General features: G+C 64.4%; 17 protein-coding genes and 2 pseudogenes. 12 read left to right on the top strand and 7 right to left on the bottom strand.

Annotated features, from left to right (window positions below; all coding sequences use genetic code 11):
* Positions 1 to 13: 13 nt before the first annotated feature.
* Positions 14 to 1,060: a thiolase domain-containing protein gene (locus tag ABZW74_RS05925; RefSeq protein WP_240861257.1), complete on the top strand. Its 1,047-nt coding sequence runs from the start codon at positions 14 to 16 to the stop codon at positions 1,058 to 1,060.
* The gene (locus tag ABZW74_RS05920; protein ID WP_240861206.1) at positions 1,060 to 2,238 is read left to right on the top strand and encodes a thiolase domain-containing protein; all 1,179 of its coding nucleotides are present in this window, start codon (positions 1,060 to 1,062) and stop codon (positions 2,236 to 2,238) included. The genes ABZW74_RS05925 and ABZW74_RS05920 overlap by 1 nt, the downstream gene beginning before the upstream one ends.
* Positions 2,239 to 2,350: 112 nt before the next feature.
* On the opposite strand, the gene ABZW74_RS05915 is transcribed toward ABZW74_RS05920, so the two are convergent.
* The 4 genes from ABZW74_RS05915 to ABZW74_RS05900 form a co-directional block, all read right to left on the bottom strand.
* Positions 2,351 to 3,343 (bottom strand): hypothetical protein, encoded by a 993-nt coding sequence (locus tag ABZW74_RS05915; protein ID WP_240861204.1) that lies wholly within the window; start codon positions 3,341 to 3,343, stop codon positions 2,351 to 2,353.
* A gap of 159 nt (positions 3,344 to 3,502) precedes the next feature.
* Positions 3,503 to 4,054, bottom strand: coding sequence for a carboxymuconolactone decarboxylase family protein (locus ABZW74_RS05910; protein WP_240861202.1), 552 nt, complete (start codon positions 4,052 to 4,054; stop codon positions 3,503 to 3,505).
* 30 nt (positions 4,055 to 4,084) lie between these two features.
* Entirely contained in the window at positions 4,085 to 4,534 is a 450-nt protein-coding gene (locus ABZW74_RS05905; protein ID WP_240861200.1) for a nuclear transport factor 2 family protein, read from the bottom strand.
* A gap of 2 nt (positions 4,535 to 4,536) precedes the next feature.
* Positions 4,537 to 5,847 carry a cytochrome P450 gene (locus ABZW74_RS05900; protein ID WP_308221075.1) on the bottom strand — a complete coding sequence of 437 codons (1,311 nt, stop codon included), beginning with the start codon at positions 5,845 to 5,847 and terminating at the stop codon, positions 4,537 to 4,539.
* A gap of 274 nt (positions 5,848 to 6,121) precedes the next feature.
* Between ABZW74_RS05900 and ABZW74_RS05895 the strand changes: the two genes are divergently transcribed.
* Together ABZW74_RS05895 and ABZW74_RS05890 are read left to right on the top strand one after the other, a co-directional pair.
* Entirely contained in the window at positions 6,122 to 7,285 is a 1,164-nt protein-coding gene (locus ABZW74_RS05895) for a steroid 3-ketoacyl-CoA thiolase (protein WP_355274832.1), read from the top strand.
* A 2-nt stretch (positions 7,286 to 7,287) separates the two neighbouring features.
* Positions 7,288 to 7,797 carry a nitroreductase family deazaflavin-dependent oxidoreductase gene (locus ABZW74_RS05890; protein WP_240861197.1) on the top strand — a complete coding sequence of 170 codons (510 nt, stop codon included), beginning with the start codon at positions 7,288 to 7,290 and terminating at the stop codon, positions 7,795 to 7,797.
* A 6-nt stretch (positions 7,798 to 7,803) separates the two neighbouring features.
* Here the strand turns inward: ABZW74_RS05890 and ABZW74_RS05885 are convergent, their stop codons facing one another.
* Positions 7,804 to 8,418, bottom strand: coding sequence for a TetR/AcrR family transcriptional regulator (locus tag ABZW74_RS05885; RefSeq protein ID WP_240861195.1), 615 nt, complete (start codon positions 8,416 to 8,418; stop codon positions 7,804 to 7,806).
* A 143-nt stretch (positions 8,419 to 8,561) separates the two neighbouring features.
* On the opposite strand from ABZW74_RS05885, the gene ABZW74_RS05880 reads away from it, so the two are divergent.
* Positions 8,562 to 9,815, top strand: a complete 1,254-nt coding sequence (locus ABZW74_RS05880) for a cytochrome P450 (RefSeq protein ID WP_240861193.1) — start codon at positions 8,562 to 8,564, stop codon at positions 9,813 to 9,815.
* Between the two features lie 17 nt (positions 9,816 to 9,832).
* On the opposite strand, the gene ABZW74_RS05875 is transcribed toward ABZW74_RS05880, so the two are convergent.
* Both ABZW74_RS05875 and fadD8 read right to left on the bottom strand, forming a co-directional pair.
* Entirely contained in the window at positions 9,833 to 10,129 is a 297-nt protein-coding gene (locus tag ABZW74_RS05875; protein WP_355274926.1) for a hypothetical protein, read from the bottom strand.
* Positions 10,130 to 10,172: 43 nt separating this feature from the next.
* The gene (gene fadD8, locus ABZW74_RS05870) at positions 10,173 to 11,810 is read right to left on the bottom strand and encodes a fatty-acid--CoA ligase FadD8 (protein WP_355274825.1); all 1,638 of its coding nucleotides are present in this window, start codon (positions 11,808 to 11,810) and stop codon (positions 10,173 to 10,175) included.
* Positions 11,811 to 11,991: 181 nt separating this feature from the next.
* On the opposite strand from fadD8, the gene ABZW74_RS05865 reads away from it, so the two are divergent.
* The 7 genes and pseudogenes from ABZW74_RS05865 to ABZW74_RS05835 form a co-directional block, all read left to right on the top strand.
* On the top strand, positions 11,992 to 12,648 hold the full coding sequence (locus ABZW74_RS05865) for a GNAT family N-acetyltransferase (RefSeq protein WP_240861189.1): 657 nt from the start codon (positions 11,992 to 11,994) through the stop codon (positions 12,646 to 12,648).
* Positions 12,649 to 12,700: 52 nt separating this feature from the next.
* Positions 12,701 to 15,115, top strand: a complete 2,415-nt coding sequence (gene hsdR, locus ABZW74_RS05860; protein WP_355274821.1) for an EcoAI/FtnUII family type I restriction enzme subunit R — start codon at positions 12,701 to 12,703, stop codon at positions 15,113 to 15,115.
* 59 nt (positions 15,116 to 15,174) lie between these two features.
* On the top strand, positions 15,175 to 15,774 hold the full coding sequence (locus ABZW74_RS05855) for a type IV toxin-antitoxin system AbiEi family antitoxin domain-containing protein (protein ID WP_355274818.1): 600 nt from the start codon (positions 15,175 to 15,177) through the stop codon (positions 15,772 to 15,774).
* Positions 15,771 to 16,634, top strand: a pseudogene (locus ABZW74_RS05850) (nucleotidyl transferase AbiEii/AbiGii toxin family protein). Before ABZW74_RS05855 ends, ABZW74_RS05850 begins: the two are co-directional and overlap by 4 nt.
* Complete coding sequence (locus ABZW74_RS05845) at positions 16,631 to 18,136, top strand: class I SAM-dependent DNA methyltransferase (RefSeq protein ID WP_355274815.1); 1,506 nt, start codon at positions 16,631 to 16,633, stop codon at positions 18,134 to 18,136. The pseudogene ABZW74_RS05850 and the gene ABZW74_RS05845 overlap by 4 nt, the downstream one beginning before the upstream one ends.
* Positions 18,133 to 19,272: a hypothetical protein gene (locus tag ABZW74_RS05840; protein ID WP_355274812.1), complete on the top strand. Its 1,140-nt coding sequence runs from the start codon at positions 18,133 to 18,135 to the stop codon at positions 19,270 to 19,272. Before ABZW74_RS05845 ends, ABZW74_RS05840 begins: the two co-directional genes overlap by 4 nt.
* Before the next feature lie 108 nt (positions 19,273 to 19,380).
* A pseudogene (locus ABZW74_RS05835) lies at positions 19,381 to 20,415 on the top strand (HNH endonuclease); the annotation flags it as partial.

The following is a 20,415-nucleotide window of genomic DNA, read 5'->3' as shown; positions in this document are numbered from 1 at the left end:
GGGACCACCTCTGATGACCCTGCCCCGCATCGCGATCGTCGGCTTCGCGCACAGCCCCAACGTCGCCGGCACCCATGGCACCACCAACGGCGTCGAAATGCTGATCCCCTGCTTCGACAAGCTCTACGCCGAACTCGGCATCGCCCGCACCGACATCGAGTTCTGGTGCAGCGGCTCGTCGGATTACCTTGCCGGACGTGCCTTCTCGTTCATCTCGGCGATCGACTCGATCGGCGCCATGCCGCCGATCAACGAGTCCCACGTGGAGATGGACGGCGCCTGGGCGCTCTACGAGGCGTGGGTGAAGATCGCCACCGGCGAGGTCGACCTCGCGCTCGCCTACGGATTCGGCAAGGCGACCGCGGGCAACATGGATCAGACCTTGGCACTGCAGACCGACCCGTACACCGTCGCGCCACTGTGGCCCGATGCCCGCGCGCTCGGCGCCCTGCAGGCCCGCGCCGGGATCGATGCCGGCGTCTGGACCGAGGCCGACATGGCCGCCGTTGCGGCACGCACCACCGGAGCCTCCGTCGACGAGCTTCTCGCGTCCGACTACGTAGCGAATCCGTTGCGCGCCCACGACATCGCGCCATACACCGACGCCGCGGCGGCGGTCGTCATCGCCAGCGAACGTCGGGCCCGCGAGCTCGTCGCCAACCCGGCCTTCGTGACCGGTTGGGACCATCGCATCGACACACCCAACTTCGGCGCACGCGACCTCACCGTGTCGCCGTCGACCAAGCTGGCCGGCGACACGGCGTTTGCCGGCCGGAGCCGAGCCGTTGACGTGGCCGAGATCAATGCGTCCTACACGCATCAGGAGCTGATCGTGCGCAACGCGCTCGAATTGCCGGAGACCGTGCGTATCAACCCATCCGGCGGATCGCTGGCCGGCAACTCGCTCTTCTCGGCCGGCTTGCAGCGCGTCGGCTACGCGGCACACGAGATCCTCACCGGCAACGCGCAGACCGCGCTCGCCCACGCGTCGAGCGGCCCGCTGCTGCAACAGAACATGGTGGTCACCCTCGCTGCCGAGACCGCAGGAGACGAAAACTGATGGCACACAACAATCGCGCAGCGGTACTCGGGACCGGGCAGACCAAATACGTCGCCAAACGCCACGACGTCACGATGGCCGGCATGTGCCGTGAGGCCATCGACGCCGCGCTCGCCGACGCCAAGGTCTCCATCGACGACATCGACGCCATCGTGATCGGCAAGGCCCCCGACCTTTTCGAGGGCGCCATGATGCCCGAACTCGCCATGGCCGAGGCGATCGGCGCGGTCGGCAAGCGGCTGATCCGTGTACATACGGCAGGCTCGGTCGGCGGGTCGACGGCCAATGTCGCCGCGTCGCTGGTGTTCGCCGGCGTACACCGCCGCGTGCTGGCCGTCGCCTGGGAGAAGCAGTCCGAGTCGAATGCCATGTGGGCGTTGTCGATTCCCGTTCCCTTCACCAAGCCGGTGGGTGCCGGTGCGGGCGGCTTCTTCGCCCCACACGTGCGCTCCTACATCCGCCAGTCGGGTGCGCCCGAGCACGTCGGCGCGATGGTCGCCGCCAAGGATCGCCGTAACGGCGCGTTGAACCCCCTCGCCCACCTGCATCAGCCGGATCAGACCGTCGAGAAGGTGATGAGCTCACAGATGCTGTGGGATCCGATCCGCTACGACGAGACCTGCCCGTCGTCGGACGGTGCGTGCGCAGTGGTCATCGGTGACGAGCAGGCCGCCGACGATGCCGTCGCCGCGGGCGATCCGGTCGCGTGGGTTCACGCCACCGCGATGCGCACCGAACCGCTGTCCTACGCCCACCGCAACGTCGTCAGCCCGCAGGCGGGTCGCGATGCGGCAGCGGCACTCTGGAAGGCCGGCGGCATCAGCAACCCCCTCGACGAGATCGACGCCGCCGAAGTGTACGTGCCGTTCTCGTGGTTCGAGCCGATGTGGCTGGAGAACCTGGGCTTCACCCCCGAGGGCGAGGGCTGGAAGCTCACCGAGGCCGGCGAAACCGAGATCGGCGGTCGGATCCCCTTCAACCCGTCCGGCGGTGTGCTGTCGTCGAATCCGATCGGCGCGTCGGGCATGATCCGCTTCGCCGAGGCCGCGATCCAGGTGATGGGCAAAGCGGGCGATCATCAGGTCGCCGACGCGAGGAAAGCCCTCGGGCACGCGTACGGCGGTGGGTCTCAATACTTCTCGATGTGGCTCGTGGGTGCGGACAAGCCGCTGCACTGAAAGTAGGGGAAGAAGTTCCTCCCCTACCCTTGGTGTCCTCCCTGCTTATTTCCGCGGGGAGGGCTCCAACTCCCACGGACGAATCTCGGGGATGAATCCCGGGCGACGCCGCTCACGCGACGAGGCCGGCGCGCTGCAGCGCTTGCATGATCTTCTTGGCGAACTTGACCGGGTCCCTGAGGTCGGCCCAGGTCCACCGGACAACGATGATGCCGCAGTCCCGAATCGCGTCCTCGCGGAGCTTTTCGGCGTAGATGACCTCCTCGGACAGCCGGTGCCCACTTGCCGCCGACTCGCGGTGGTACTTGAACTTCCCGTCGAACTCGCCGACGACGAGCACGCGGCCCTCGGCGTCGCGCCATCCGAAGTCGCAGCGCTTCACCGACCCGTCGGCAACGGTCACCTCGACCTGGAGCTCGGGCTCCGGGATGCTGGGGTTCTCGCAGATGACGCACTTGCTCAACGATTCACCGATGCTCTCGGACCCTTTCGATGCGAAGGGAAGTGCCGCACGCAGCGTGGCGATCCCGTGTTGGCGACGCAGCGTCGAGGCGATCGCGTCGAGATCGATGTGCTCATTGCGTCGGCTCGCCTGATAGAGGCCGGAGTCCAAGGCGCACAAGGCTTGACGGGGAGTGCCGGTCATCGCGACATCGCACACCGTGCGACCGATGGATGTCATCGTCGTACCGTCGATCGTGACCAAATGCTCGTCCGGAACATCGGTTTGGTGAATTGCCAGGTTCGGCGACGTGCGACCTGAGCGTCGAGAGACGAAATGTACAGTCGACAAATCCGGTTGGAGCAACGGAATCTTGAGCATCGCGGCCGCGGACTGGTGGCTGAGAAACCTGTTCGGCCTGCCGGTCCGGAGTGCCGCGCGGATCATGTCGAGGTACCGCTCCTCGCGACGGGTGATCGTATCCTCGTCGTCGGACTCGGTGACGCGGACGTAAGTTCCCCACCAGACACGCTCGATGGTCTTGTCGCGCAGAGCTTGTCGGATCTCCCAGTCGGATGTCCCCTTGGGAACGATGTCGCGGCGGAAGACGAGTGGGTTGTCGGTGGGTGTGGTGCGGAAGTCGAACTCTTCGGGGTTGGTCATCGCCCGATCGTGCGCCACAATCGCGCCGTCCAGCGACGCTTATCCACAGGTGTGCACAACCGGCTTGACCTTCTTCCCCGAGATTCGTCCGCGGGAGTTGGAGTCGTCCGCGCGAAATTGGCGGGGAGGACACCAAGACTAGGGGAAGAACTTCTTCCCCTACTTCTTTCGGGCCTCCGGAAGTGCGCACGCAGCCCCGTCGGACATACCCGTCGGACGGACGCCGAGCCCCTGGTTGAGCCGCGCGCGCTGGTTCTCCCACGCGATCGTGGCAGCCAGCTCCGCCAACTGTTTGTCCGAAAGATGTTGCGACAGTTCGCGACGCACCTCGGCGAGATCATCGCCGACGGCGGGTGTGATCGTCATGGCCTCGGCGTAGGCGAGCACCAGCTTCTCGACGGCAGAGTAGGCGTCGCTGTCGCGGAAGACCGGTAGGTCCCGGATCTGACGCTCGGTGACGCCTGAACTGCGCGCGAGAGCAGAGCCGATGTCGAGACAGAACTCGCAACTCACCAGGCCTGCCGTCTTGAGCTCGGCGAGCTCCTTGAGCTTGGGGTCCAGCGCGTTGCTCAACAACAGCGCCGACTCGTAGACACCGGTGCCGACCAACAGCTGCGGCCGGCGTCCGAGCCACCCCACCAGGTCACCCCGGTGTCGGCGAGCCGACCTGAACGCCTTCACATAGCCACGAGTCCGATCCAGTGCACGCATCACTCCACCGTAGCAGCGTGCCCGGACCTCTCAGGCGCGGCGAACCGAGTTGATCGTCGCCTCAACCTCCCAAAATGCGCGTAGCGCAACGAGTTTGCCGTTGTCATCAGCACGGTAGGTGAACACTCCGCGGGCTTGCGAGACGTGGCCGGCGATGTGCGTGACGATCTTCCCGATGTAGGCGACCTCGTTGCCGCAGATGATCTCCTCGTCGAAGACGAAGTCGATGCTCTCCGTGGTGGCTATCGACTTGTCCCAGAAGTCGGCGATCTCGGCGTGACCGTGAAACCCCTTGCCCTCCGGATCGAACATCGACGGTCCGACCGGATCCTCCACCGACCCCTCGGCGGCGAAGTTCTCCACCCACGCCTGCTTGTCGCGGGTGGCGACAAACTCGCGCGAGCGTCGTCCGGCCACCACGGCCGGGTGGTTCTGACGATCGATGTTCAGGTATGCGGGAGTATCACTGGTTGCCGTCATCCTCACTTGGTCCCGTAATCGACCTGGAGTTCCTTGACGCCGTTGATCCAGCCGTGACGCAGACGACGCGGCGCCTCGAGCTTGGTGATGTCGGGCACCAGATCGGCGAGAGCGTTGAACATCAGGTTGATCTCCATGCGGGCCAGGTTGGCGCCGACGCAGAAGTGTGCGCCGTTGCCGCCGAATCCGACGTGCGGGTTCGGGTCGCGCAAGACGTTGAAGCTGAACGGGTCGTCGAACACGTCCTCGTCGTAATTGGCTGAGCCGTAGAACATTCCGACGCGTTCACCGGCCTTGATGTCGACGCCGCCGACCTGGGTGTCGTTCTTGGCGGTGCGCTGGAAGCAGTTGACCGGCGTCGCCCAGCGGACGATCTCGTCCACCGCGGTCGCGGGGCGTTCCTTCTTGAACAGTTCCCACTGGTCGGGGTGGTCGAGGAAGGCGTTCATGCCGTGGCTGATGGCATTTCGCGTGGTCTCGTTGCCTGCCACGGTCAGCAGGATGAAGAAGAAGCCGAACTCCGCCTCGTCGAGCGACTGTCCGTCGATGTCGGCGTTGACGAGGACACTGACGATATCCTCCACCGGGTTCTTCCGGCGTTCCTCGGCCATGTTGTAGCCGTAGCCCAAGATCTCGGCCGACGCCATCTGCGGATCGACGCCGAACTCCGGGTCGTCGTAGTTCATCATGTTGTTCGACCAGTCGAACAGCTTGGTCCGATCCTCCTCGGGCACACCGAGCAGGTCCGCGATGGCCAGGAGCGGCAGGTCGACGGCCACGTCGTGGACGAAGTCACCGGTCCCCTTGTCCGCGGCGGCCTTCACGATGGTGCGGGCAGCATCGTCGAGCTTCTCTTCGAGCGAGTGGACTGCCCGAGGGGTGAACGCCTTGGACACCAGCTTGCGCAGACGGGTGTGGTCCGGCGGATCGTGGTTGATCAGCAGCGCCTTGGTGACGTCGAGCTGATCCTGGGTCATCTCGTCGTCGAACCGCATGATGACGCCGTTGGTGGCGGTCGCCCAATCCGCGTTGTTCTTGGAGATCTCCCGGATGTGCTGGTGCTTGGAGATCACCCAGTAGCCACCGTCGTGGAAGCCGCCGCCCTTGCCTTGCGCCTGCGCATTCCACCAGACCGGCGCGGTCTTGCGCAGCTGCGCGAACTCCTGCACCGGAATACCCTTTTCGAGCAGGTCCGGATTCGTGAAATCCCACCCCTCCTGCTCCATGAACGGGCACTTCGCGACACTGTCCGAAGCACTCGCACCCGCGGTCACCGATTCGCTACCGATCGGGGCGCTCTGGGCCTGGGTCACGTCACACCACCTCGCTGTGAGATCTCGTTGAGACTAGAACCTGTTACAAATCTCATTGAAGCACATAGATTCCCGTCGCGCGAACACGAATGAGAACTTGTTCTAGTTTTGTCAATGTGACCTGGGTCTATGGTCCCCGTCACTCTAACTGAAACTGATCTCACGTGCTTCCAGTAGGTCCGCCCATCATCTCCGACCCTGGCCCATGGACGAGAACGAGAACATGTTCTACTTTCTAGGTATCCACGTGGAATAAGCCAAAGGGGTGTTGGGCATGGGTGTACCGGTGATCGTCGAAGCTGCCAGGACGCCGATCGGCAAACGTGCGGGCTGGTTGTCCGGCCTACACGCCGAAGAGCTGTTGGGAATCGCGCAACGCGGGCTCATCGAGAAGGCCGGCATCGACCCCGCACTGGTCGAACAGGTCATCGGCGGATGTGTGACCCAGGCGGGCGCGCAGGCCGGGAACGTGACCCGCAAGGGGTGGCTCTCGGCCGGGCTTCCCGACACGACGGGCGCCACCACCATCGACTGCCAGTGCGGATCGGCGCAGCAGGCCAATCACCTGATCGCCGGACTCATCGCGACAGACGCGATCGATGTCGGCATTGCCTGCGGGATCGAGATGATGTCGCAGGCCGCACTCGGCGCCAACGTCGGAACCCAGGCCGGGCCGTATCACGCCGAATCCTGGCAGGTCGACATGCCCGACCAGTTCACCGCCGCCGAGCGGATCGCGCAGCGCCGCGGCATCACCCGCGCCGACGTCGACGAACTCGGCGTTCGGAGCCAGCAGCGCGCGCGTCGCGCATGGGACGAAGGACGATTCGACCGCGAAGTGCTCACCTTCAAGGCGCCCGAACGCACCCGCGAGGGCGAACTCACCGGCAACATCATCGACGTCAACCGCGACCAGGGACTCCGCGACACGACGCCGGAATCCCTTGCGGCGCTGAAGCCGGTGATCGAAGGCGGCATCCACACGGCCGGGACGTCGTCGCAGATCTCCGACGGCGCGGCCGCAGTCCTCATCATGGACGAGGCCAAGGCACGGGCCCTGGGACTCACTCCGCGCGCCCGGATCAAGGCCCAGGCACTGGTCGGCGCCGAACCGCATTATCACCTCGACGGCCCGGTGCAGGCCACCGAGCGGGTACTGGCGAAGTCGGGAATGTCGTTGTCCGACATCGACATCGTCGAGATCAACGAGGCGTTCGCATCCGTGGTGCTCAGCTGGGCGCGCGTCCACGGCGCCGACATGGACAAGGTCAACGTCAACGGCGGTGCCATCGCACTCGGACATCCGGTGGGCAGCACCGGATCTCGCCTCATCACCACGGCCCTGCACGAGCTCGAACGCAGCGACTCGCAGACCGCCCTGGTCACCATGTGCGCGGGCGGCGCACTGGCAACCGGCACCATCCTCGAGCGGATCTGAGCATGGCGAAGTCGGCCTTCGACCCCGACAGCCGGCCCAAACAGCTTGACTCGCCGTTTGTCTCACGTCTGATCAAGCTGGGCTCGCGGGCCAACACGGCGATGTACAAGGCGACCGGCGGACGGCTCGGCGGCACGTGGCGGGTGGGCGCCGGACTGCACAAACCGGCACCGGTCTGCCTGCTGACGACCATCGGCCGCAAGAGTGGCAAGCCGCGCACCGCACCGCTGATCTACCTACGACGCGGCGACGCGTTCGTGGTTGTCGCCTCGCAGGGCGGCAGCGCCACCCACCCGGCGTGGTATCTGAATCTGCGTGACAATCCCGATGTTTCGATTCAAGTGGGCAAGAAGACGTTCGACCTGCGCGCCCGCGTCGCCTCCGACACCGAACGTGCCGAGTTGTGGCCCGAACTGGTGAATGTCTATGCCGACTACGACACGTACGCCGCGTGGACCGATCAGGCACCCACCAAACGCATCATCCCGGTGGTGATCTGCGAACCGCGCTGACCGCTCTCAGCGCCGGTTGCGGGACAGCTCCCGGACCGCGGCGCCCGCCCAGGAATCCAGGAACGTCCGCAACTCCGGACCGGATCGGGGCGGAGCTCCCGGATCGAGAACCATCGACTGCAGCGTGCGCAGCACGATCTCGGTGATGATGTCCAGCTCGTCCGCGCCATAGCCCGCGCTCGCCCAGTCGACGTCGAACCGCCCCACCACCGAACCCGCGAACTGACGAGCGAGGTCGGAGGTGAACTCACCCACGACGGGGATGCTCAACCTGTCGGCCCGTAGGAGCAGGCCGACATAGTTGTCGGTGACGAGTTCCTCGAGCACCCCGGCGATGCCCTCGACGATCGCGGTGTCGGGCTCGGAGATCCCGCGCAGGCGGGCCGTCATGCGTTCGAGCAGTCCCTCGACGGCGTCGACCGCCGTGGCCGCGAGAAGTTCGTCGGTCCCGCCGAAGTAGCGGTACACGGTCTGACGTGTGACACCGAGTTCACGGGCAACGTCGGCCAGACTCGTCGCGGCCCCACGCCGGTCGATTGTCAGGCGGGTGGCGGCCAGGATCCGCGCCACCGCCTCCTCGTCGTTGACGGGAACACGGCCGCCCCATCCATGCGTACGCACCAGACGACCCTACGTCACCACGACACCTACTCTCCGGTAGACATCGCGGTCCGATCGACCATACGCATTGAGGCTTGGTGTATGGTGGTGTGACAACGCGCACAGCACGACGACGCGCGCGTTCCGACCTCGAAGGAAGCCATATGACCGCACCGACCGAGGTGTGTCCGTTCCGCAAGGGATTCGACTTCACCGACCCCGACCTGATCGAGCACGGGATGCCCATCGCCGAGTTCGCCCAACTGCGCCGCACCGAACCCGTGTGGTGGAACGAGCAGTTGCCCGGAACCGGCGGCGGTTTCCACGACGGTGGGTACTGGGTCATCTCCAAACACGCTCACGTGCGCGAGATCTCGAAGAACAGCCAGGTGTGGTCGACCAACGCCAACGGCGCGATCATCCGGCTACCGGAGTACGTCACCTCGGACCAGATCGAGTTCACCAAAGCGCTCCTGATCAATCACGATCCGCCCGAGCACACTCGGCTGCGCAAGATCGTGTCGCGGATCTTCACCCCCAAAGCAGTTGGCGCCCTTCATGAACGACTGAAGGAGTCGGCGGCGCGCATCGTGACCGACGCCGCCGCGAAGGCCGACGGCAACTTCGTCGACGACGTCGCGATCCACCTGCCCCTGCAGGCGATCCTGGACTTGATCGGCGTCCCCGAACCCGACCGCGCGCGGATTCACCTGCTCGTCGACGCGATCATCAACAGCGACGATCCGGATCAGTCCATCGACCCGGCCACCGCGAACGCCGAGTTGCTCGGCTACGCCTACAACATGGCCGAAGAACGTCGCAAGAACCCGACCGACGACATCGTCACGACCCTCGTGCAGGCCGACATCGACGGTGAAGCCTTGAACGAGTTGGAGTTCGGCTTCTTCGTCATCCTGCTCATCACCGCGGGCAACGAGACCACTCGCAACGCCACCACCCACGGGATGAACGCCTTCTTCGATCACCCCGACCAATGGGAACTGTTCAAACGCGAACGGCCCGCGACCACCGTCGACGAGATCCTCCGGTGGGCCACCCCGGTGCACGCCTTCCAGCGAACCGCCCTGTCCGACACCACAGTCGGTGGCGTGGAGATCGCCGAAGGCCAACGGGTCGGCCTGTTCTACAGCTCCGCCAACTACGACGAGGACGTCTTCGACGATCCGTTCACCTTCAACATCTCCCGAGATCCCAACCCGCACCTGGCTTTCGGTGGAAACGGCGCACACTTCTGCATCGGCGCCAACCTCGCCCGCCTCGAGTTGCGGCTGATCTTCGACGCGATTGCCGACACACTGCCCGACATCTCGCGCATCGGCGACATGCGTCGCGTGCGCTCGGGGTGGCTCAACGGCGTCAAGGAACTCGACGTCCGCTACGGCTGCCCGGTCGCCTGAGGCCGGCGGGAGGGGACTCAGGCCGCCGGCTTCAGCGCCCACGCCGGCACCCAGTGCGTCACCCTCTCCTCGCGCCCCTTGGCCTTGACGGTGTAGGAGACCCGGCCGAAGAAGTAGCCCCACTCATCCCGCATCCAAGCGGTGAGAACGGCGGTCTGCACGGCGCGGATCTGCAGGCCGTCGGGCTGGTAGCGCCCCACGAAGTGCGGTGGCGTCGGGAACAGAGCGGCCAGGTCGATGAGGACGGCCCGGTGGCCCACCGGGTAGTAGACCTGGCCGTGCCGCTGGCCGTTGTCACCACCGATCGCCTTCATGCCCACTATCGAACTCTAGTTCGATAGTGGGCATGAACTCAACTCATCCGACGCCGCGGTCGTTACCGGCCCAGTACTGGGCGCGCAGCGCCTTCTTGTCGGGCTTGCCCAGTGCGGTCAGCGGCAGTGCGTCGGCGAAGATGACCTGCTTGGGTGACTGCACCGCGCCCTTGCGTTCCTTGACCGCGGCCTGGATCTGCTCGGTGACGCGAGCCTTGGCCGCGTCGTCGGACTCCGCGTCGGCCCGCAGCACGACGACCGCTGTGACGGCCTCGCCCCACTTCTCGTCGGGCACCCCGATCACTCCCACCTGACCCACCGAAGGATGTTCGGCGACAACGTCTTCCACCTCACGCGGGAACACGTTGAAGCCACCGGTGACGATCATGTCCTTGGTGCGGTCGACGATGTACCAGTAGCCGTCCGTGTCTTCGCGAGCGACGTCGCCGGTGCGCAGCCAGCCGTCGCGGAAGGTGTCGGCGGTCTGTTCGGGCAGACCGAGATATCCGCCGGCCAACAGCGGTCCCGCGACGCAGATCTCGCCGGGTTCACCCTGCGCGACCGGCTTGTCGTCGGGCCCCAGAAGGGCCGTGCGCAGGAAGGCCGACGGACGACCGCAACTGCTGAGCCGGCGCTGATCCTGGCCCTTGCGGGGATGGGCGTCCTTGGGCAGATAGCTGATCACCATGGGCGCCTCGGACTGCCCGTAGTACTGGGCGAAGATCGGCCCGAACCGCTCGATCGCCTCGGCCAACCGGACCGGATTGATCGGCGACGCACCATAATACACGGTCTCCAGCGACGACAGATCCCGCGTGCGCGAGTCGGGATGATCCATCAGCGCGTACAGCATCGACGGCACCAGCATCGTCGCGGTGATCTTCTGTTCTTCGATGGTGCGCAGCACCTCGGCGGGATCGAACTTCGACAGCACCACCATCGACCCGCCCTTCATCAGGGTGGGGATGAAGAAGGCTGCGCCCGCGTGTGAGAGCGGGGTGCACAGCAGGAATCGGGGGTGTTCGGGCCATTCCCATTCGGCCAGTTGGATCTGCGTCATGGTGGCCATCGCGCGGGCAGTTCCGATGACGCCCTTGGGTTTTCCGGTGGTTCCGCCGGTGTAGGTGATCGACACGACATGTTCGGGCGGCAGCGGCGCGGACACCAGCGGCTTGGGCTGATAGGTGTCGGCCTCGGCGATCACGTCGCGGCACTGGCCGGCGAGCGCCTCGGGCACCGGACCCAGGGTCAGGATCTGCTTGAGGCCGTCGACGCGCTCGAGCAAGGCGACGGCCCGCTCCACGAACGTCGGCACCGGGTCGATGACCAGAGTGGTGACGCCGGCGTCGGAGAGGACGTAGGCGTGGTCGTCGAGCGAGCCGAGCGGATGCAGCGCGGTTCGTCGCCAGCCCTGCGTCTGGCCGGCCCCGATGACGAACAGCACCTCCGGCCGGTTGAGGGCGAGGAGACCGACGGCGGTGCCGGTGCCCGCGCCGAGCGCCTCGAACGCCTGGATGTAGCGGCTGACCGCGGCGGCCATCTCGCCGCCGGTCATCTCGGTGTCGCCGAGGACGAGTACCTTGCGGTCGGCGTGGCGGCGAAGCGCAGCGACCATCAGGTCGCCCATGTGGGTGCCGCCGCGGAGGTGGTCGAAGTCGGAGGTCTGCTGAACGTCGGTCATGGGTCCACACTAGGACGTGTTGCAACTTGTGGGAAGCACATCCGCTCGATATCCGGTTTCACATGCACATATGCGAAATTCAATGAAAGTAGAACCTGTTTCAATTCAGCCACACGGTGTGCGTTGCAGAGGTTGTGACGCAGTCGGGCGTGCGCACCGGCTGTGGCCTAGGATCACTGTCATGACTGATCTTGACCTGGCCACCGCCCGCCGCGACATCACCGACGCCCTGCTCACCGCGCTCGAGCGTCGGCACGAGGTTCTCGACGCGATCGTCGACGCCGAGAACCACGACGAGGCCGTCGACGCGATCGCGAGCCTGCTGGGCAAGTCGCAGTTGGGTGCGCAGGCGATCCTCGACATGAAGCTCGACGGCCTGACCAAGGATCAGCGTCGCAAGAATCAGGCCGAACTCTCCGATCTCAACAACGCACTGACCTTCACGCTGGCCGAGCGTCCCGCCAGCAGCGGCGACACCCTCGACCTCCGACCGTTCTCCGCCGACGGCGACGCCGACCTGTTCGCGGTGCGCACCGACGAACTCGGTGTCGCGGGCGACGGTTCGGGCGCACCTGCGGGCAACCTTGACGACGAGATCAGCAAGGCCACCGGCCGCGTCGACAACGAGGAAGCCGTCTGGCTCGTCGCGGTCGAGGGCGCCGACAAGGTCGGGTTCGTCTTCGGTGAACTCACCGACGGCGAGGTCGACGTCCGCATCTGGATCCACCCCGAGCACCGCAAGCACGGCTACGGAACCGCGGCCCTGCGCAAGTCGCGCTCGGAGATGGCCGCCTACTTCCCCGGCGTCCCGATGGTGGTGCGCGCACCGGGAGCGTGAGCTCAATGCATCCATACGCCACCAACCCGTGTGAGTAGAGTTCATCTCTGTGGTGCGTGGTCCGCTGGAGCGGGATACCTGTCGCGACTACGTGCTGCCCGCACTCATAGCGGCCGGCTGGTCTGACGACCAGATCCGGCCGGAATTTCCCGTCACCGCCAAGCGAATCCTGACCGCAGCCGGCGCAACTCGAGACCTTGGCGACGGACGGGTCGACTACGTACTCGAGGTGATACCCGGCGTCCCGGTCGCTGTCGTTGAAGCCAAGCGCGAGTACCGGAACGCGGCGGACGGCCTACAACAAGCGGTTCGCTATGCGCAGCAGCTCGACGTTCCACTCGCCTACGCGACGAACGGCGACTCGATCATCGAACGCGATATGCGTTCGGGCAGAGAACGACACGTGAGCTCGTTCGTGACACCGCCAGAAGCTGCGGACCGTTACGCGCAGCTACATAGACTTGACGCAGATGGATGCGCACTCATTTTCTCCGAGTTCAATCGCGGCAAGCGAACCGCTTCTGGTGACGTCGTCACGCCACGTTGGTATCAGGTGGTGGCAATCCACCGCGTCCTGCGCGCCATCGCTCGGGGTGATCGACGGGTCTTGCTGTTGATGGCCACCGGTACTGGTAAGACGTTCACCGCCATGCAACTCGTCCACAAGTTGCGCACTCATGCACGAAAGACCGATCGCCGGAGCAACTACCGGGTGCTGTATCTCGCCGATCGTGACATTCTCGTCGAGGATCCGAAACGCAAGGATTTCACCGCCGCCTTCGGAAGCGATCCGCTGTGCCGCGTCGGCGGTAGGTACGATCGCTCGCGCGAGATCTACTTCGCCACATACCAAGCACTATCAGGCGGTCGCGGCGATTCCGACGAGCTATTTCGCCGGTACCGCCCGGACTTCTTCGACGTTGTGATCGTCGACGAGTGCCACCGTGGCAGCGCTTCCGAAAACTCCTCGTGGCGAAGGATTCTCGATCACTTCTCCGACGCAGTTCAGGTCGGCCTGACTGCCACGCCGAAGCAGGATGACACCGTCGACACCTACGCGTACTTCGGTGATCCGGTATTCAGTTACTCACTCCGACAAGGTATCGAGGACGGATTCCTCGCACCGTACCGCGTTCGGCTGGTCCGACTCAGCCCCGACACAGACGGATGGGAGCCGGATCCGGGCCAGCTGGATCGCTACGGTCGCGAAATCCCTGAAGGCCAATACTCCACGCGCGATTTCGAACGAGTCGTTCGATTGCTGGCGCGCACCGACCTTGCCGCGCAATATCTCTCGCGCATTCTTGAGCGTGACCCCGATGGCAAGATGATCATCTTCTGCGTCGACCAGACGCACGCGGATGACATGCGTCGAGCGATGTTGAATGCCAACCCGCAGCGCAGCGCCGACGACAGCGAGTGGGTGGTACGGATCGTCGGCGCGGAGACCGAGAAGGCGCGCCTCCTCGACAATTTCGCTGATCCCGAACGAGATCCACCGTCACCCCTGGTCGCCACGACATCCCGGCTGCTGTCCACCGGCGTCGACATCCCCGACTTGAAGTATGTCGTCATCTTTCGTCCCGTCGGGTCAGCTGTGGAGTTCAAACAGATCGTCGGCCGCGGGACTCGGCTGTATCCCGACCGCGGCAAGACATCCTTCGAGATCATCGACTTCGTCTGCGCAACAGATCATTTCGACGACCCAGATTTCGATGGTTTTCCCACCCGCACGATCATCGACAACGGCACTGCACCATCGGAGCCAGCCGACGACGACATCGACACAGAGCCAGCAGGCGAACCGGCGGTGGCACAGACTGAACCGGATTTCACCGCGCACAACCCCGAGGGGGATGCCACCGGAGACCACTCGGACGCCGAACCACGCACCAGATTCGTTGTGGATGTCGGGAATTTCCGCGTGGTCGCCGAGGCAGTCCTCGTCCCCGATCGGTCAACCGGCAACTTGGTCTTGACCGACTACGGCGAGTACATCGCCACTCAGATACGCCAAATAGCCTCGAGTCCAGACGAACTGGCGCAGCGGTGGACGACGGCCATCTCGCGCGCGGAGGTACTCGCCACACTCGACGACCTCGGCGTGAAGCTCGACGAGATCGCCCCGGACGGCTTCGCCGATCTCGACCCACTCGACGTATTGGTACGCATCGCGTGGAACCGCCCGACCCGCACCCTCGCCGAACGCGCCCGCCGGGCGCGCGAGGCACATCACCGCGACCTCGACGCGCGCTCGGACATCGCACGAGCCGTACTGAACGCGCCACTCGACAGCTATGCGGAGTTCGGCGTTGACGAGATCACCTCCCCGCAAGTTTCGAAGGTTCCCCCCATCTCCGACATCGGACGACCCGCCGATATCGCGCGAGCCCTGGGGGACGAGCAAGACCTGGCATCCCTGATCGACGAGGTCCAAACGTGGATCTATGACAAATTTGTATCTTGACGGGGATGCTTCACGTCAAACTAAAGTAATGATTGAGTTCTACGTGCTACGCTCTCCCCGTGCCCGGGCCAAGTCAGGACCTCAGACGCGAACTGCAGTCCGTCGCGTTCTCCCAGCACGGATACTTCACCGCCGCACAGGCGCGCGAGATCGGGTACAGCTACCAGGCACAGAAGTATCACGCCGACCACGGCAATTGGCTACGAATCGACAGGGGTTTGTTTCGGCTTCCCGGGTGGCCCGCCGCACCCGAGGACACGTACATGCGGTGGGTCCTGTGGAGCGGCAACCGGGCGGTGATCTCCCATGACTCGGCACTCGCGCTCCACGGCTTGTCCGACTCCAATCCTGCACGCGTGCATCTGACCGTCCCATACGGATTTCGCGCGACCGATGACGCGGTGATCATTCATCATGCTCAGGAATTGCCGGACTCAGACATCGAGCACCGAGGATCGTGGTCGCTGACAACAGTGGGCCGCACACTCGCCGACGTGGCCGGCAGCGACACCTCGCAGGAGATCGTCACGGACGCGGTGGCCGACGCGCTCGATCGCGGGCTGATAACCAGACGACGACTGGTCCGTCGTGCATCAGACAGCGACGACCGCACAGCACTCCGACTCGAGCGCGCACTGTCTGCCGGGATCGATCGATGAGCACTCGCAGCAACCGCCAACGTTCGGTCAACGATCGAATCCGAATTGCCGCACAGGAGCGCGGCATCGACGCCAATCGAATTCGACGTGGGCTCGTGTTCCAGCGAATCCTGGCTCGACTTGCGATCCGGGGTGTTGTCCTCAAGGGCGGATTCTGCTTGGAGGTCCGACTCCCCGAAACCGCCCGCGCCACCAAGGACATGGACCTGGTTGGACGCATGGCCATCACCGATGACCCCCTGGATCTGCAGGACACACTCGACGAAGCACTCGACGTCGATACCGACGACGACGGCTTCACATTCGATGTCGGCCGCCCGCGTCATCTCCGCGACGAGACCGAAGATGCACGCGCGTGGCGTATTCCGATCACCGCGTATCTCGACCGCGAACCTTTCGAACACGTGAAAGTCGATCTGGTAGGGCAGATCGATGAGGTAGCTGGTTCGACGGAGTAACTGAGTGTTCCACCACCCGTACCGATCCCCGGAATCGAGGCGGTGTCGGTCACTGCTGTCGACGTCTACCAGCACGCCGCCGAAAAGTTCCATGCACTCGCGCGGATCTACGCCCACGACCGCCCGTCATCCCGTGTGAAAGACCTCGTCGACCTCGTTCTACTCGTCGAGGCCGGGCTCCTGGTAGACCTCACCAGGCTCCGCGATCGACTGGCAGTCGTGTACCGCAGCCGCGACGATTCTGCTCCACCGGCGGATCTCGATCAGCCACCACATGATTGGGCGCGGCCGTTCACAACCCACATGACAGACGTGCACTGCCACGTCACTGACATCAGCTACGGCTTCGCACAGGTACGGACGGTCTACCTGTCAGCGATTTTCGAAGGAGACACCGAATGAGCAGCAAGGCGCCATCAACCAGGACGAGGGCGGCAGCACCGCAAACCACCCGTGCTCGGCTCCAGTCCATCATCAAAGAGTCCCGCAACATCATGCGCAAGGACGCCGGACTCAATGGTGAACTGGATCGCCTCCCTCAACTCGCGTGGTTGCTGTTCCTGCGCGCCTTCGACGAGGTCGAGAACGAACGTCGAGCACTCGACCGCTCCTACAAGCCGGCGATCACGGGTACATATCGCTGGTCGGCGTGGGCGAACGGCGATCTCACCGGTGACCCACTCTTGGAATTCGTCAACGGCGATCTGTTACCCCATCTGCGCGAGACACGCGGGTCACAGTCGGCCGGCGATACCCGTGACACGCTTGCGTCCATCTTCGCCAACATCGACAACAGGATGCTCAGCGGCCATCTGCTGCGCGAGCTCGTCGACCAGATCGACGAGGTCGACTTCGCGAACGCCGACGACCTCCACACCATGGCGCACCTGTACGAATCGATGCTCAAGGAAATGCGTGATGCCGCAGGCGATTCCGGCGAGTTCTACACCCCACGCCCGCTCGTCCGATTCATCACCGACATGGTCAATCCGCAGGTTGGCGAAGAGGTCATGGATCCGGCGATGGGTACCGGCGGCTTCCTCGTCGAGGCATTCGAGCACATGATCGTGAACGCGAGGACCGCACGCCAGCGTGAAAAGGTGCAGGCGTCGATCAGAGGGTTCGAAAAGAAGTCGATGCCATATCTGTTGGCGCAGATGAACTTTCTGCTGCACGAGATGGACGGTGCACGCACAGTCCAGACCAATTCGTTGATGCACCCCATCGCCGACATGCGCCGCGATGGCGTCGATGTCATTCTGACCAACCCTCCGTTCGGCGGTGAGGAAGAGAAAGGTATCCAATCCCACTTCCCCGCCAATCAGAGGACCGCGGAGACGGTGTGGCTGTGCCTACAAGCGGTCAAGGCGCGACTAGAGAAGCGAAAAGGCCGCTGCGGCATCGTTGTTCCCAACTCGGTCCTCTTCGATCAAGGCGTCGGGGCACGGATCAAAGCCGACCTGATGAGCAAGTTCAATCTGCACACCGTGCTTCGCCTGCCCAATGGTGTCTTCGCGCCGTACACGATCATTCCGAGCAACGTGTTGTTCTTCGAGCACGGCAAGCAACAGGATCATGTCTGGTTCTACGAGCACCCGATACCCGAGGGACGCAAGAACTACACCAAGACCAAACCACTGCAGTTCGAAGAGTTCGCGGACTGTGAGAAGTGGTGGGGTGGAAGCGATCGCGAGGGTCGCGTGGAGAATGAGCGGGCCTGGAAGGTGCCGCTCACCGACATCGTCGACGGCAAGTACAACCTCGACCTCCGCAATCCGCATCGGCCGGACGATCTGACACACCGGTCTCCCTCCGAGCTGGTGGCCGAACTAATCGACACCGAACGTGAATTGCTCGGTGTACTCGAGCAATTGCAACGGGAGATCAAGGAGTTCTCCGCGTGACCCTCCGCCCCCTGCGCGAGGTTCTCGAGCCCGTCGACGACTTCGTTACCGTGTCACCCGACGCTACCTACCCGATGATGGGCGTCCGCAGCTTTGGTCGAGGCGCATTCGCCGCCGCCGATTTGCACGGCGCCGCGACGCAGTATCCACGGTTTCGATGCGTGACGGAGAACATGCTCGTCTACCCGAAGCTCATGGCCTGGGAAGGCGCATTCGCCATTGTCCCCGAATCTCTCAGTGGCCGTTTCGTATCGCCGGAGTTTGTGACGTTCCGCGTGCACGACGCAGCACCCCGATACGTGCACCATCTTGTGTCATGGGAAGGATTCCGCGAACGCTTCGGCGGAGCTGCCACCGGAACCAACGCGCGCCGGCGTAGGTTGTCGCCCGACCGACTCTTGGCCCTGCGTGTGCCAGTTCCCGACCAGCGTGAGCAGCAGCGCATTGCCGATCACCTCGACGCAGTGGAGGCGACTACAGCCCAGGCGAGGTCGACGAGCGTCTCTACTGAGACTTTCTATCGCCACCTGGTCGACCGACTGGTAGACCAGGTGTCTATCGGCGCGGATACACGGCGCCTCGGCGAGATCGTTCGATTGCGCCGTGACCAAGTCGCCGTCACCGACGACGAGGAGTATGAAGAGATCGGACTTCGATCGTTTGGCAAGGGCATCTTTGTGAAAGCGCCTGTGTCTGGAGCAAGTATTGGTTCGAAACGGGTCTTTCACGTGCGGCCCGGTGATCTGGTGGTCAGCAACGTATTCGGCTGGGAGGGCGCAGTAGCCGTAGCGCAGCCAACCCACCGAGGGCTCATTGGATCACACAGATTCATGACCTGGGAACCTCGAGATGTCACGCAAGTCTTCACTGGGTACCTTTCCTACTACCTCGTGTCGGAGACGGGATTAGGCCTGCTAAGACGAGCATCGCCCGGTTCCGCCGGCCGCAATCGAACATTGTCGATCACCAACTTCGAGGCGATACGTGTTCCGTTGCCGAGTCCCGAGACTCAACGAAGTATGGTCTCGCTCCTCGACCGAGCTCGTTCCGCAATGACGCTCTCCATTCGACGAGAGTCCTTGTCCAACGCCCTAATCCCCGCCGCTCGCAATGAGGTGTTCAACGCAATGCTGTGATCGGCCCCAGGAAGTCCTGTGGATGGATTCGATGCTGCACACCGTTCGCGAGCCAGACCACCAAGTCACGGATCCATTCTTGTCGTACCCCTCTGCGATAGTGGACACATGTTCGAACCGGGGCGGGACACCAGCGAGGCCACACTGGCCGACGCGGGTGAAACCGACCTGGCCACAGCAGCTTCGGCGTTCACGCGTATCGAGTTCGAGGTGATGGCCCGCAAAGTCCTGGCCGCCTACCATCTGGGCCGCAAAGTGTTCGACCGCGTCCAGTCCGCCGACTCCGACCGCTACCGCAAACGCATGCCCGACAAAGCCGCCCTGCGCGAAGTCTCCCTGCATTTCGCCGTCCCACCGGCCACCGCCGGACGGTGGATGACTCTGGGCGGGCTGCTCCAAGACCTCCCACAAGTACGGGCCGCGTTCCTCGCCGGGGACCTGTCCGAATCGCGGGCATCGCTGGTGGCGCACGCGGTGTGCGGCGTGGATGCCGAGCAGCGTACGGCTGCCGAGGAGGCCGCCCTCATGTTGGCCGCCGATGCGTCGACGAATGCGGTGCTGTCGGACAAACTCGACGAACTGGTGATCGCGCTGGACCCCGTGGCGGCGGCCGAGGTGCGGGAAGAGTTCGCCGAGCGCTACCAAGACGTGCGCTTCGCCAAGGCCCCGTACGGGCAAGTCGCCATCTCAGCGACGTTGGGATTGGGTGACGCCCGCTATCTGCAATCCCGGATCACCGGGCTGATCCACCACTACCTGTGCGCCGACGATCCGCGCCTGCCCGGTCAGCAACGCGCGGATGCGCTGGTCGCCATCACTCGCGGCCGTACCGAGTTGGAGTGCCAGTGCGGGTCAGACACCTGCGGTGCCCGCGCGAACCAGAAGCCGGACCCCGAACCCGACCCGGACCCGGCTGACGACGCAGACGCAGATGTCGACGCCGAGGTCGCGCCGAAACCGGACGCTGCGCCCGCTAAGCCGTCGACCGCACTCGTACCCACCCGGTCGGCGGTGGTGGTGGTCACCGACGCCCCCACTTTGGCGGGTCTGACCGGGGAGATGGTGCCGTTCGTGCCCGGGTACGGGGTCATCGACCCCGCCCACGCGCGTGCACTCGCCGAAGATGCCACCTGGACCGGCATG

The sequence above is a fragment of the Gordonia sp. NPDC003585 genome (assembly GCF_040610755.1).
In the GTDB taxonomy this organism is placed as follows: Bacteria; Actinomycetota; Actinomycetes; order Mycobacteriales; family Mycobacteriaceae; genus Gordonia.
Note: the sequence above shows the minus strand (reverse complement) of the source record. Positions and strands in the feature narration are given on the sequence as shown.

Coding starts and splice junctions, on each gene's coding strand:
- ABZW74_RS05925 (WP_240861257.1), top strand. CDS start 14: ATGACCCTGCCCCGCATCGCGATCGTCGGCTTCGCGCACAGCCCCAAC.
- ABZW74_RS05920 (WP_240861206.1), top strand. CDS start 1,060: ATGGCACACAACAATCGCGCAGCGGTACTCGGGACCGGGCAGACCAAA.
- ABZW74_RS05915 (WP_240861204.1), bottom strand. CDS start 3,343: ATGACCAACCCCGAAGAGTTCGACTTCCGCACCACACCCACCGACAAC.
- ABZW74_RS05910 (WP_240861202.1), bottom strand. CDS start 4,054: ATGCGTGCACTGGATCGGACTCGTGGCTATGTGAAGGCGTTCAGGTCG.
- ABZW74_RS05905 (WP_240861200.1), bottom strand. CDS start 4,534: ATGACGGCAACCAGTGATACTCCCGCATACCTGAACATCGATCGTCAG.
- ABZW74_RS05895 (WP_355274832.1), top strand. CDS start 6,122: ATGGGTGTACCGGTGATCGTCGAAGCTGCCAGGACGCCGATCGGCAAA.
- ABZW74_RS05890 (WP_240861197.1), top strand. CDS start 7,288: ATGGCGAAGTCGGCCTTCGACCCCGACAGCCGGCCCAAACAGCTTGAC.
- ABZW74_RS05880 (WP_240861193.1), top strand. CDS start 8,562: ATGACCGCACCGACCGAGGTGTGTCCGTTCCGCAAGGGATTCGACTTC.
- ABZW74_RS05875 (WP_355274926.1), bottom strand. CDS start 10,129: ATGAAGGCGATCGGTGGTGACAACGGCCAGCGGCACGGCCAGGTCTAC.
- fadD8 (WP_355274825.1), bottom strand. CDS start 11,810: ATGACCGACGTTCAGCAGACCTCCGACTTCGACCACCTCCGCGGCGGC.
- ABZW74_RS05865 (WP_240861189.1), top strand. CDS start 11,992: ATGACTGATCTTGACCTGGCCACCGCCCGCCGCGACATCACCGACGCC.
- ABZW74_RS05845 (WP_355274815.1), top strand. CDS start 16,631: ATGAGCAGCAAGGCGCCATCAACCAGGACGAGGGCGGCAGCACCGCAA.